The organism is Nocardioides sp. BE266, assembly GCF_031457855.1.
Classification (GTDB): domain Bacteria; phylum Actinomycetota; class Actinomycetes; order Propionibacteriales; family Nocardioidaceae; genus Nocardioides.
On sequence record NZ_JAURTI010000006.1, the window covers coordinates 1 to 13263 of the forward strand.

General features: G+C 72.1%; 10 protein-coding genes. 7 read left to right on the top strand and 3 right to left on the bottom strand.

Annotated elements, in window-relative coordinates:
• Positions 1-99: 99 nt before the first annotated feature.
• The gene (locus tag J2X46_RS17960; protein WP_310252990.1) at positions 100-603 is read right to left on the bottom strand and encodes a LytR C-terminal domain-containing protein; all 504 of its coding nucleotides are present in this window, start codon (positions 601-603) and stop codon (positions 100-102) included.
• The gene (locus tag J2X46_RS17965; protein WP_310252992.1) at positions 600-899 is read right to left on the bottom strand and encodes a type II toxin-antitoxin system VapB family antitoxin; all 300 of its coding nucleotides are present in this window, start codon (positions 897-899) and stop codon (positions 600-602) included. The genes J2X46_RS17960 and J2X46_RS17965 overlap by 4 nt, the downstream gene beginning before the upstream one ends.
• A gap of 57 nt (positions 900-956) precedes the next feature.
• Here J2X46_RS17965 and J2X46_RS17970 point away from each other — a divergent pair, with 57 nt between their 5' ends.
• The gene (locus tag J2X46_RS17970; protein ID WP_310252994.1) at positions 957-2663 is read left to right on the top strand and encodes a helicase HerA-like domain-containing protein; all 1707 of its coding nucleotides are present in this window, start codon (positions 957-959) and stop codon (positions 2661-2663) included.
• A gap of 157 nt (positions 2664-2820) precedes the next feature.
• Here J2X46_RS17970 and eccCa read toward each other — a convergent pair whose 3' ends face one another.
• A complete protein-coding gene (eccCa, locus tag J2X46_RS17975) occupies positions 2821-6819 on the bottom strand; it encodes a type VII secretion protein EccCa (RefSeq protein WP_310252996.1) in 3999 nt (1332 codons plus the stop codon).
• 111 nt (positions 6820-6930) lie between these two features.
• Here eccCa and J2X46_RS17980 point away from each other — a divergent pair, with 111 nt between their 5' ends.
• From J2X46_RS17980 to J2X46_RS18005, 6 genes are all read left to right on the top strand, one after another.
• Positions 6931-8298 (top strand): hypothetical protein, encoded by a 1368-nt coding sequence (locus J2X46_RS17980; RefSeq protein WP_310252998.1) that lies wholly within the window; start codon positions 6931-6933, stop codon positions 8296-8298.
• A 141-nt stretch (positions 8299-8439) separates the two neighbouring features.
• On the top strand, positions 8440-8751 hold the full coding sequence (locus J2X46_RS17985) for a WXG100 family type VII secretion target (RefSeq protein WP_310253000.1): 312 nt from the start codon (positions 8440-8442) through the stop codon (positions 8749-8751).
• A gap of 36 nt (positions 8752-8787) precedes the next feature.
• On the top strand, positions 8788-9078 hold the full coding sequence (locus J2X46_RS17990) for a WXG100 family type VII secretion target (protein ID WP_310253002.1): 291 nt from the start codon (positions 8788-8790) through the stop codon (positions 9076-9078).
• A 127-nt stretch (positions 9079-9205) separates the two neighbouring features.
• Positions 9206-10588, top strand: coding sequence for a type VII secretion integral membrane protein EccD (gene eccD, locus J2X46_RS17995; RefSeq protein WP_310253004.1), 1383 nt, complete (start codon positions 9206-9208; stop codon positions 10586-10588).
• A 3-nt stretch (positions 10589-10591) separates the two neighbouring features.
• A complete protein-coding gene (locus tag J2X46_RS18000; RefSeq protein ID WP_310253005.1) occupies positions 10592-12019 on the top strand; it encodes a type VII secretion protein EccB in 1428 nt (475 codons plus the stop codon).
• Complete coding sequence (locus J2X46_RS18005) at positions 12016-13236, top strand: S8 family serine peptidase (protein WP_310253007.1); 1221 nt, start codon at positions 12016-12018, stop codon at positions 13234-13236. The genes J2X46_RS18000 and J2X46_RS18005 overlap by 4 nt, the downstream gene beginning before the upstream one ends.
• Positions 13237-13263: the final 27 nt, after the last annotated feature.

Consider the following 13263-nt stretch of genomic DNA (forward strand, 5'->3'; position numbering starts at 1 on the left):
AGGCCACTCCTGCCCGACAACCCACGTACATGCATGTGAGAGGCCCCGGCCCGCAACCCCCTCACCCCGAGGCGGTCACGTCATACCGTCTGAGCGGCGCTACTCCGAGCCCGTGGCCTTGCAGATCGTGGAGTCGCCGTCGGCGACCACGGACTCGACCTGCTTGGAGCGCAGCGCCTGGAACTTCTCGCCGATGACCACGACCACGCCGACCCCGATCGGGTCGCCGGGCACGACCTGCGCACCCTTGAACTGCTGCTGCACGAGCTGGACGGCGGGGTTGGTCGGGTCGGAGCTCCAGATCTGGGTGGTCGCGGCGGGCTGCGGCGAGTCCGCCACCTCGCCCGCGACGAAGCCGCGCTCCTCGAGCTGGGCGCTGGTCGCCCCGGCGAGGCCACTGCGGCCACTGCCGTTGAAGACGCTGACCACGACCTGGTCGCGGCGCACCTCGGTGCCCGCGGGGATCGCGGCGTTCTCGCAGATCGGGACCGGGTCGTCCTCGGGGAACGGCTCGGTGAAGGCCGACCACCCCCACATCGTGGCGACGACGACGATCAGGCCGAGGAACGCGAGGGTCAGCGCGGAGCGCAGGGCCCCGCTCACGTGTCACCGGCCTGGTGGACGCGGGCGTGCAGCACGAGGCGCTGCTGCAGGGCGGCGCGCAGCGCGCGGTGCAGCCCGTCCTCGAGGTAGAGGTCGCCGCGCCACTGCACGACGTGCGCGAAGAGATCGCCGTAGAACGTCGAGTCCTCGTCGAGCAGGGCGTCGAGCTGGAGCGTGTCCTTGGTGGTCACCAGCTCGTCGAGCCGGACCTGGCGCGGGGGCAGCTCGGCCCAGGCGCGTGAGGTCAGCCCGTGGTCGGGGTAGGGCCGGCCGACGCCCACCCGCTTGAAGATCACGCTGGGATCATAACGACGCCCTCGTCGCCGCCCGGTCCGCTGACTAGGCTCGCGAGCATGACCGAGATCCCTGAGGCGACTCCCGAGGCCCAGCCGACGCCGCCCGAGGCCACCCCCGCCGAGCCGACGGCTGCGGCCCCTGAGCCCGGGCCTGCGGACGCCGCGGCCGGCGAGCTCGTCACCGAGCCCGCCGCGCCTCCGGAGCCGCCGGCCCCGACGGACCCGATCTCCGCCGCCGTCGCGCCGGGCTACCAGTTCGAGGGTCCCGCCCTCGAGCTCGGCGGCCTGATGCTGAACGCCACCGACCTCAGCGACGTCCACATCCGGATCCCGCTCGGCATGCTCAACCGTCACGGCCTCGTCGCCGGCGCGACCGGCACCGGCAAGACCAAGACGCTGCAGCTGCTGGCCGAGCAGCTCAGCGCCAACGGGGTGCCCGTGTTCGCAGCCGACATCAAGGGCGACCTGTCGGGCCTCAGCGTCCCGGGCGAGCCGAGCGACAAGCTCACCGCGCGCACCGCCAGCGTCGGCCAGACGTGGACGGCGACCGGCTTCCCGACGGAGTTCTACGCGATCGGCGGCCAGGGCATCGGCGTACCCGTCCGGGTCACGATGACCGCGTTCGGCCCGACCCTCCTGGCGAAGGTCCTCGGGCTCAACGAGACGCAGGAGTCCTCCCTCGGTCTGGTCTTCTACTACTGCGACCAGAACGGGCTGCCGCTGCTCGACCTCGCCGACCTGCGCGCGGTGCTGCAGTACCTCACCGGCGACGAGGCCGGGAAGGCCGAGCTCAAGGGCATCGGCGGCCTCTCGCCCCAGACGGCCGGCGTGATCCTGCGCGAGCTGGTGTCGTTCCAGGCGCAGGGTGCGGACGTGTTCTTCGGCGAGCCGGAGTTCGAGAGCAAGGACTTCCTCCGGCTCACCGACGACGGCCGCGGCGTGATCAGCCTGCTCGAGCTGCCGAACCTCCAGGACCGGCCGGCGCTCTTCTCCACGTTCCTCATGTGGCTGCTCGCCGACCTCTTCCACGACTTGCCCGAGGAGGGCGACCTCGACAAGCCGAAGCTGGTCTTCTTCTTCGACGAGGCGCACCTGCTCTTCAACGACGCCTCCGACGCCTTCCTCGACCAGATCGCCCAGACCGTCCGGCTGATCCGCTCCAAGGGCGTCGGCGTCTTCTTCGTGACGCAGTCGCCGACCGACGTGCCTGACGACGTCCTCGCCCAGCTCGGCTCCCGCATCCAGCACCAGCTCCGCGCCCACACGCCCAACGACGCCAAGGCGCTCAAGGCGACGGTGAACACCTACCCCAACAGCGCGTACGACGACCTGGGCGAGGTGATCACCTCCCTCGGCATCGGCGAGGCGGTCGTGACGGTGATGAACGAGCGCGGCGCCCCGACGCCGGTCGCGTGGACCCGGCTCCGCGCCCCCGAGTCGCTGATGGACGCCGCCGAGGCCTCCGGCATGGAGGCGTCGGTCAAGGCGTCACCGCTGTCGGAGAAGTACGCCGAGGGCATCGACCGTGAGTCCGCCCGCGAGCTCCTCGCCAAGAAGCTCGAGGAGGGCGCCAAGAAGGCGGCCGAGGACGCCAAGGTCAAGGAGATGGCGCGCGAGCAGAAGAACGAGCGCGTCACCAAGAAGGCCGAGAAGGAGCAGGACTCGATGGTCGAGACGGTCGTGAAGTCCACGGCGTTCAAGGACTTCATGCGCACCGCCGCCCGCGAGATCGCCCGGGGGATGTTCAACTCCGGACGGCGCTGAGCCGTCGTCGCCCGAGCGGTGGTCCACCTACATTCCTGAGCCTCGGAATGTAGGTGCACCACCGCCCGCCGGCGAGTCGGCGTACGACACGCGCCCGAGCGGTGATCCAGCCACATTTTCGAGGACCGGAAATGTAGGTGGACCACCGCCCGAGACCTCACATCGTGGGGTCGAGCCAGGCCAGCTGGGCGGTCTCGGTGCCGCGGTCGCGGGTGACGACGCGGGCCCGGCCGGCGGGTGCGGGCTGGGGGCGGAGGTTGCCGATCAGCACGCCCTCGTCGCGGGGGCCCGAGAGCATGACGCCCGGCATCGCGAGGTCGCGCAGCGACTGGATGACCGGCTCGTAGAGCGCGCGCGAGGCACCACCCGTACGTCGCGCCACCACCACGTGCAGGCCGACGTCGCGCGCCTGCGCCATCAGCGGCTGGAGCGACGAGACCGGTGAGGACTGCGCGGTCGCGACCAGGTCGTAGTCGTCGACCACCACGAACACCTCGGCACCGGTCCACCACGACCGGCTGCGGAGCTGGTCGGGCGTCACGTCGGGACCGGGGATCCGGCCCTCGAGGTAGGTCGCGATGTCCTTGAGCGTCGGGGTCGCCTGGGTGGCGGAGGTGAGGTAGTTGAGGAGGTACTCGTCGGGCACCTCGCCGAGCAGTGAGCGCCGGTAGTCGACGAGGACGATCTGCGCCTCCTTCGGCGTGCGGGTGCGCATGATCTCGTGGACGTAGTTGCGCAGCAGCGCGCTCTTGCCGGACTGCCCGTCGCCGAAGACCAGCATGTGCGGCTCGGCGTCGACGTCGAGGCCGATCGGGGCGAGCTCCTTCTCGTTGATGCCGAGCAGGATCCGCTTCTCCGGCAGCTGCCGGCGTACGGCGTCCTCGCGGATCGCGTCGAGCGTGACGAGCTCCGGCAGCAGGCGCAGCTTGGGACCCTGCGGGCCCTTCCACGCCGCGGCCATCCGGTCGATGAGGTCGTCGACGCCGTCGCCGAGGGTGTCGGCGTTGCCGTCGCCGTCGATGCGCGGAAGGGCGCCCAGGAAGTGCAGCTTCGACGGCACGAGGCCGCGACCCGGTCGGCCGACCGGCACGAGCGCCGCGACCTTCCGGTCGACCTCGGAGTCGAGCGGGTCGCCGAGGCGCAGCTCGAGCTTGGAGCCGAAGACGTCACGCATCGCGGCGCGGTAGTCGGCCCAGCGGGTCGAGGCGGTGACGATGTGGAGGCCGAAGGTCAGGCCGCGCGCGGCGAGCTGCTGGATCTCGATCTCGAGGTCGTCGAACTCCGCGCGCAGCGTGCTCCAGCCGTCGATGACGAGGAACACGTCGCCCCAGCCGTCGTCCGCGCGGCCCTGCGAGCGGCGCGACCGGTAGGTCTCGATCGAGTCGATGCCGTTCTCGCGGAAGTAGGCCTCGCGGCGGTCGACGATGCCCTCGACCTCCGCCATCACGCGTCGTACGACGTCGGGCTCGGAGCGGGTCGCGACACCCGAGACGTGCGGCAGCCGGGTCATCGGCGCGAACGCGCCACCACCGAAGTCGAGGACGAAGAACTGCGACTCCAGCGGTGTGGTCACCAGCGCCATGCTCGTCACGATGCTGCGCAGCAGGGTGCTCTTGCCGGAGCGCGGTCCGCCGACGACGGCGACGTGGCCGGCGGCACCGGTGAGGTTGAGCGTCATGGTGTCGCGGCGCTGCTCGCGCGGTCGGTCGACGGTGCCGAGCGGGATGACCAGGCCCGGCACGTTGCGCCACTGCGGCGAGGTGAGGCCGAGGTCGGGGCTCTCGACCAGGTCGGGCATCAGCTCGTCGAGCGTGTCGGGCACGTCGAGCGGCGGCAGCCAGACCTGGTGCGCCTCCGGACCCTTGCCGATCATCCGCTGCACGGCGACGTCGAGCAGCGAGGGCTGCTCGCCCTGCTGCTGCGGCGTGGGCGCGACCTCGGGCGTCTCCTCGGTCGTCGTCTCGAGCGCCTGCACCTCGGAGATGGTGAAGGGCAGGATGCCGCGGATCGCGCCGCCCTCGTCGCGGGTGACGCGGGTGCGGCTCGACGGAGGCCCGGAGACGTACGCCGCCTTGAACCGCAGCAGCGTGGACTGGTCGGGCTTGAGGTAGCCGAGGCCGGGGACGGCGGGCAGCTCGTAGGCGTCCGGGACGCCGAGCACCGCGCGGGACTCACCGGCGGAGAAGGTGCGGAGGCCGACGCGGTAGGACAGGTGTGACTCCAGGCCGCGGAGGCGGCCCTCCTCGAGGCGCTGCGAGGCCAGCAGCAGGTGCAGGCCGAGCGAGCGGCCGAGGCGGCCGATGGCGACGAAGAGGTCGATGAACTCCGGCTTGGCCGAGAGCATCTCGGAGAACTCGTCGACCACGATGAACAGCGACGGCATCGGCTCGAGCGGCTCGCCGTTGGCGCGCGCCTTCTCGTAGTCGCGGACCGAGGCGTAGTTGCCGGCGTCGCGCAGCAGCTCCTGGCGACGCGTCATCTCGCCGGACAGGGCGTCCTGCATGCGGTCGACGAGGGTGAGCTCGTTGGCGAGGTTGGTGATGACCGCCGACACGTGCGGCATGTCGGCCATGCCGGCGAAGGTCGCACCACCCTTGAAGTCGACGAGCACGAGGTTGAGCTGCTCGGAGGAGTGCGTCATCACCAGGCCGAGCACGAGGGTGCGGAGGAACTCCGACTTTCCGGAACCGGTCGCACCGATCACCAGGCCGTGCGGGCCCATGCCCTGCTGGGCGGACTCCTTGATGTCGAGGTGGATCAGGCCGCCGGAGTCGCCGATGCCGATCGGCACCCGAAGCCGGTCGCGCGCGGGTCGCGGCCGCCAGGCGGTGGCCGGGTCGTAGGCGAAGATGTCGCCGAGGCCGAGCAGGTCCATGTGGTCGGGCGTGGTCGAGGTGATGTCGACCGTGCCGCCGGCCGAGGCCGCTTCCGCACTGGCCGTCTTCAACGGTGCGATGCGACGGGCGTACGCCTCCGCGGTGGCGATGTCGCACTGGTCGGCCAGCGCCTTGACCGGCTCGCCGCGCAGCCGCAGTGCGCGGACCGGGCGCTTGCCGAGCTCGTCGGGGCCGTCGACGAACTCCAGCCGCAGGCGGGTGGAGTCCTCGAGCTCGTCCCACCGGGCCGGCAGGTCGAGCAGCGTCACGCCGTGGAGGCCGTCGGGCGGGACGATGTGGTTGCCCGGCGGCAGGTGGCCGCCGTCGATCACCAGCAGGATGTGCGGCGTCGCGGCGCGCTCGTCGGCGCCGAAGCGCGGGCGGTCGCTGAGGTCGGGCGGCAGCAGGTTGCCGAGGTCGTCGAGCGACGTGGCGACCAGGCGCATCGGGCCGACGGCGTCGGCCTCACGGGTGCTCTGGGCGTGGGGGAGCCACTTCACCCAGTCCCAGTGCGTGAGGTTCTGCTCGGAGCTCAGCACCGCGACGACCAGCTGGTCGGGGTTCTGGAAGGCGGTCGCCGAGCAGATCATCGCGCGGGCGGTCGAGCGGACCTCCTCGGCGTCGCCGCACAGCTCGATGCGGTCGAAGGCGCGCAGGTCGATCGAGGCCGGCAGGTTGGGCTGGAGGCGGTGCACGACGAGCAGCCGGTGCAGCGCGGACGCGGCGGCCGGGTCGACCTGGTCGACGGGCGCGCTCTCCGGCGGCACCAGCTCGAGCGACAGCGGCTGCGAGCACAGGCCGTAGCGCACGTGCAGGAAGTTGTCGTCGGCGGCGGTGTGCTCCCACAGGCGGGTGCGGTCCTCGGCGAGCGAGGGGAGCGCGGCGGGCTCGGGGTGGTGCCAGTTCAGTGCCCGGCGCTGCTGGTCGGCGGCCTCGCGGGCGACCTTGCGGATGTTGCTGAGGTAGCGGAGGTATTCCGTGCGCGAGCCGGTCACCTGCTGCGCGCGCTGCTTCCGCTGCCGGTCGATCTGCACCACGATGAAGCCGAGCGTGGCGAAGAGGAACATGCCCGCTGCGAGGAAGCTCCGGCTCTTGTTGGCGCCGCCCATCGTCGCCACGAGCACGATCGAGCCGAGGCTGCCGAGCATCGGGATGGCGTTCATCAGGACGCCGCCGGCACCCTCGCCCTCCTGCAGCTCCGGCGGCGGCTGCAGGACGATCTGGCCGCCCGGCATCTCGGGCTCGTCGAGCCGCTGCCCGCCTCGCAGTGTCGTGCTCACGCATCCCCCGTTGCCTCGCCCGATGAAGTCGCGACGATGATAGGTGTGCGTCCGGACGGGCGCGACTACCCTGCAGCCCAGAAGCGCCCGATGCACGCGAAGGGGGAATCCGTGTCGGACGTCGCGATGCCCAGCTCCGCTGGCGCGACCATCGCCGTGAGCGTGCACGGCCCTGCCGGCGTGCTCGACCTCGTCGTACCCACCGGTGCCACGTCCGTCGACGTCGCCCGCGAGTACGCCAAGCAGGCCGACGTCGCGGCGATCCCGCTCCTCCAGACCGCGCTCGGCGAGCGACTCAACGCGTCGGTGTCGCTGGGGGAGGCCGGCGTCCAGGCCGGCGACGTGCTGGTCGCGACCTCGGGCGTCCACCGGCCCCGCAAGGTGACGCTGCGCGAGGCCGCCAAGAACGCGCCCGAGAGCCCCGAGCTCGCCTCGATGATCGCCACCATCGCCGCGCTGGTCGCCGCGCTCGCCGGGTGGTACGCCGGTCGCGCGGGCGAGGACACGATCCGCACCGTCACGGTCGGGGTGCTGCTGGCGTGCGCGCTGGTCGGGGTCCTCCCGGTCGGGCGCCACACCCGTCAGCGTGCCGCCGCCGCTCCGGCCTTCGCTGCTGCCGCCGCGTTCGCCGCCCTCTACGAGCCGGGCGTCCACCTGCTCCCTGCGATCCTCGGCGCCTCCGCGATCTCGGCGGCGGTCGTGGCCGGCATCGGTCGGGCGATGTCGGTGGGCACCGACGAGATCAGCACCGTGTGGATCGCCAGCGGGCTCACCTTCTTCGCGTGCTGTGCGCTCTCCGCCCTGCTGGGCTGGGACGCCCGGATCTCCTGGACCCTGCTGGTCTTCCTGTCGATGATGGCCGCCCGCTTCGCACCGTCGCTCGCCGTCGACGTGCCCGACGAGGCGCTGCTCGACCTCGACCGCCTCGCGGTCACGGCGTGGTCGGCCCGCGACGGCCACCGCGGCGGGCGCCGCGGCCGGATCGTCGTCGCGTCCGACGCGATGGAGCGACTGGTCCACCGGGCCTCACGCCTCGTCACGGGCGCCTCCGTGGCGATCCTGGTGACGGTGACCGTCGCGAGCCCGCTGCTGCTGCACGCCGCCCACATCGACCTCGACCGCATCGGTGCCCGGTGCCTGGTCTTCTTCGCCGGCTGCTCGCTGCTCCTGGCGGCGCGCTCCTACCGCCACGCGGCCGCCCGCGCCCTGCTCCGCCTCGCCGGTCTCGCGGCGCTCGCCTCGCTGTCCGTGCACCTCGTCGTCGGCCCGGGGGCGGGGCACCTCGGCACGTTCTTCTACGTGGTGGTCGCGCTGGGCCTCGTCGCGCTGGCCGCGGCCGTCGCCACCGGGCGCGGCTGGCGCTCGGTGTGGTGGTCGCGCCGGGCCGAGGTCGCGGAGTCGCTGTGCGGCAGCTTCGCCTTCGCCGCAGCCGTCGTCGCCGCGGGAGTTTTCCGCAGGTTGTGGGAAATGACGTCGTGAGGTTTAGCCCCGAATCGCTCGGGTAGATGCCTCGTCAGCACGGGGGGTCGGGACGTCTCCCCGAGCACCGGACCACCAGTCCAGTGACACCAACCACCAAGTAACTCGGTCGGTTCGACCGCCGAGGGAGAAGGATCTTTCATGAGCGACATGTACGGCCAGACAGAGAAGGCCCTCTCCAAGGGTGCCGACTTCGTCGACCAGGCCCGCGGTGACGTCAAGAACAAGTGCGGCGTGCTCTCCGGCAACATCCAGACGATGATGGCGGGATGGGGCGGCCAGGGTGCCACCGCGTTCAACAACCTCATGATCGCCTGGAACGAGAAGCAGGAGACCATCCTGAAGGCGCTCGACCAGCTCTCGGCCTCGATGAAGGAGACCGAGCGCGACAACGTCTCGACCGACGAGAGCCAGTCCGCTGCCCACGTCAACCTGCAGGGCCGTCTCGGCTGACCGGCCGACACTGACTTCGAGATCTAGGAGATCGCAATGACTTTCGACGGAATCAAGGTCCAGCACGGCCACCTCGACACCGGTGCCGCCGACGTGATGAAGGCCGCCAAGGACATCGAGGCCCGGCTCGACCAGCTCGAGAACGAGCTCAACCCCCTCAAGTCGGACTGGAACGGTAACGCCAAGATGGCCTACGACCAGGCCAAGGCCAAGTGGGACCAGGCGATGAGCGAGATGACCCTGCTGCTCCAGCAGGCCAGCCAGGGCGTCGACTCGTCCAACGCCGAGTACAAGGCCGCCGACGCGCGCGGTGCCAACCGCTTCTGAGCGCACTGCCAGCTACGAGGCCGGTCGTCCCTCCGGGGATGACCGGCCTCGGGCCATTTCCGGGGCAGCGGTCGCCTAGGCTGCTCCCCGTCCACGCACGTCCAGGACTTTTCAGGGGGAAACGCCAATGAGTCAGGGGTCCTCGGTTGCCTCGGGCCTGGTCCGGGTGACCATCGCCTCGGGGTCGCGTCGCGTCGACCTGGTGCTGCCGGGCTCGATCCCGGTCGCCGAGCTCGTCCCGGAGCTCGCGCGCTCGGTCGGGCTGCTCGACGCCTCGACCGTCTACGGCGGCTACCGACTGGTGACCCAGGAGGGGCGGATCCTGGCCAACGACGCCGGACTCACCATGCAGGGCATCGAGGACGGCGGCCTGCTCACCGTCACCGCCGGCGTCGACGACCCCGCCCCCCGCGTGTACGACGACGTGGTCGAGGCGATGGCCGACGTCGTGGAGAACGAGCTGCGGCCGTGGGAGCCCTCGGCCGGTCGTCGTACGGCACTCGGGGCGGGCAGCATCCTGCTCGGCCTCGGCGCGCTGGCCCTCCTGCTCCAGGGCGAGAGCATCCTCGGCGGGGTCGCCGCGGCGGTGATCGCCGGCCTGCTCGTCGTCGGTGGCGTCGTCCTCGCCCGGGCCCAGGGCGAGCCCGAGGCCGGGGTGGCCGTGTCGCTGCTGGCCGCCCTCTACGCCGCGGTCGCCGGCCTCCTGCTCGCGCCGGGCGAGCTGCCGGAGTGGAGCTGGCCGCTCGACGACTCCTTCTTCACCAACCCCCTCCTCTTCGCCGGTCTCGGCGTGCTCGCCGCAGGCCTGGTCGCCGTGGTCGGCCTGCAGGACGGCCGCCCGCTGGTCATCCCCGCCATCGTCGTGGGCGCCGTGCTGGTCGCCAGCTCGGTGCTGATCCGGGTCGCCCCGCTCGAGCCGAGCGTGGTCTTCACCGTCCTGATGACCCTCGTCGTGCTCGCCGGCAGCGTCTTCCCGTGGATGGCGCTCGGCGTCACCGGCACCAAGGTCGACCAGCTCTACTCCCTGCACGACATCACCGCCGACCCCGACGACATCGACCCCGACGAGGTCGCCGACGACGCCCGGGTCGGCCACGAGATCCTGCTGGCCGTCTCCGCGACCGTCGGCACGCTGCTCGTCCTCTTCGCGCCGTTCGCGGTGGGCCGGGGCGTCTTCGGCACGATCCTCGCCGCGGTCTGCTGCCTGGCCGTCATGTTCCGCACCCGCCAGTACCGCACCGGCGCCGAGGTCCTCGCCGGCCTGACCTCCGGCATCCTCGGCCTGGTGTCGGTGGCCGTCTCGATGCTGCTGATCCACGACGGCTGGCGGGCGGGCGCGGCCATCGGCCTCGCCGGGGTGGGTGCCCTGCTCCTCGCGCTGACCCTCGTGCCCGCGTCGGCCTCGGTGCGCCGCGGCCGGATGGGCGACGTCGTCGAGACCGTCACCCTGATCGCGCTGCTGCCGCTGATGGTGCTCGCGGCCGGCTTCGTCTCCGCGGTGGCGGGCTGATCGATGGCGACCAAGAAGGACCTGGTCGAGGCCCACGCGTTCAGCCGTCGGCGCCTCGTCACGGCGTTCGTCTCCGGCGCCCCCGGAGGCCGCGAGGTCGAGCCGGTGCGCCCGGGCCGGGTGCTGATCGGCGGCGTAGCGCTCTCGGTGCTGCTGCTCGCCGGCGCCGCGATCGCCGGCTTCCTGCTCGGCCGCCCGCCGGCGCAGTGGCTCGAGGCGCCCAGCTTCGTCATCTCCAAGGACACCGGTGAGCAGTACGTCGTCCTCCGCGGCGGCGACGACCCGCTGCTCCAGCGGGTGCCCAACTACGTCTCCGCGCAGCTGCTGATCGGCGAGCCCGACCTGACGCCGTTCACCGTCCGCGACAAGTACATCCGCACGGTCCAGCTCGGCGAGGACCTCGGCATCGAGGGCGCTCCGGCAGGCCTGCCGTCCGCCGACGAACTCGTCGACGACGGCTGGACCGCCTGCACGACCGCCGACACCGGCATCAAGGTCGCCGTCCAGCAGGACCCCACCGTCGAGGACCTCACCGGGTCGGCCTTCCTGGTCTCGAGCGAGGGGAAGCAGTGGCTGATCGCCACGGCCCCGGCCGTCGGCAGCAAGCAGGGCCGCGCCTACCGCTTCCCCATGCCCGCCGACGCGACCGCGGCCTCGACCGTCGGCAACCAGCTCGACTTCGGCGCCACGCCCACCGAGGTCGACGAGGAGTGGCTCAACCTCTTCCCGCTCGGCGAGGGCCTCGAGGCCACCGCCTTCGGCATCGACGACCTCGGCAAGCCGGTGCCGTACGGCGACACGGGGCAGGACCTCTCCGACTTCAGCGTCGGCGACCTCCTGCTGTCGGGCACCGGCAAGTACTACCTCCTCGGTGACGAGAAGCCCGAGGAGCTGAGCCCCTTCGCGGGCATGGTCTACGACGTCGTCGGCAAGCAGGCCGTCGAGGTGCCCGACGACCTGCGCGCCCAGTTCGGCGACCCCACCTACCCCGTCGAGTGGCCCACCAAGCTGCCGACGGCCGTGCCCAACGGTGCGCTGTGCGCCGTGCTCCACCCGGCCGTCGGGTCCAACGAGGTCAGCCTGGCCACCAACCCGACCGGCGCCGCCGACCCGACCACCCCGACGCCGATCGGCGTGGGCAAGCACGACGTCGACGTCGAGCCGAGCGCGGGCGCCTACGTGCTGGCCGGCTCCGACGAGGCGGCCGCCGACGGCACCCCCTACGTCATCGACACCAAGGGCGAGAAGTACGCCCTGATCGGGCCGCTCGTGCCGACCTACATCGGCTACGCCGACGTCGAGCCGCCGCTCGTGCCGAGCTCGTGGCTGGAGTTCTTCGAGTCCGGGGTGCCGTTGTCGACCAACAGTGCGCGCCGGGTCCCCGAGGACGCGCCGCCGCCCGACGACTCGGAAGCGGACAGCGGCTCATGAGCCTCCTCCGTACGACGCTCGCGGCCGGTGTGCTCGCCACGGCGGTCGTGCCGGCCTGGGCGGGCCCGGCCGCGGCCGACCACCCGGCGCCGTGCGACGTCGGCGCGGTCCCGGGCTCGGAGCGGCTGGCCGACACCCACACCAAGACCAACGCCGCCTTCGAGCGGATGCACGTCGAGCAGGCCCAGGGCATCGCGACCGGCAAGGACGTGAAGGTCGCGGTGATCGACAGCGGTGTCTGGTCGGTCCAGGGCATCGACCGCGTCGGCCTCGCCGCCGTCGCCGGCACCGACCCCAACGGCCTGCTCTCCGGTCACGGCACGATCGTGGCCGGGCTGATCGCGGGCCCGCACGGGGTCGCGCCCGACGCGACGGTCTACGACGTGAAGGTCTTCGACGGCGACGGTGCCGACACCTCCCAGGGGCAGAAGGCGCTCACGTCGGCCGGCATGGTCGCCGGCATCAACGCGGTCATCGACGCCTACCCGCGCGAGCGCTTCGACGTCGTCAACATCTCCCTCGCCGTGCGCAACTCCGACCCCGCCCTCGAGGCGGCCGTCGCCAAGCTGGTGGCGCTGCCGCTGGTCGTCGTCGCCGCGTCGGGCAACCGCGAGGAGGACGACGGCGGGCCTGACGGCACACCGGGCAACGACGCCGACGTCTACCCCGCCGACTACCCCGGGGTGCTGGCCGTCAGCGCCACCCCGCCGGGCAACGACGACCCCAGCCAGTCCGTCGTACCCAACATGGACACGGACGTCGCGGCGCCCACCGTCGGTGCGATCTCGGCCAACGCCACCGAGCAGGTCTGCGTCGTCGGCGAGGTCGCGACCTCCTGGGCCGCGGCCGAGGTCAGCGGCCTGGTGGCGCTGCTGCGCGAGCACTACCCGCGCGACACCCACGCCCAGCTGGTCGCACGGCTCCAGGCCACCACGGAGGGAGGCGGCGCGCCCACCGACGGCGTGGTCGACAACCCCTGGACCGGCGCCGGCGTGGTGCAGGCGCACGACGCGCTGACCCGCCAGGTCAAGGCCGGCCGTCAGGGCAAGATCGAGACCACGGTCCGCGAGACCCACGCCGACTCCCAGGCACCGCCGCCCGTGCAGCAGGCCGACCTCCTCAGCACCCCGCGCGCCATGCTCCTGTGGTCGGGCCTGGTCGCCGGGTCGCTCCTGGCGCTCGCCTTCATGCTCCGCCCCCTCGTACGACGATCGTGAGGAGTTCGCGTGCGGGCGGCCCCGACA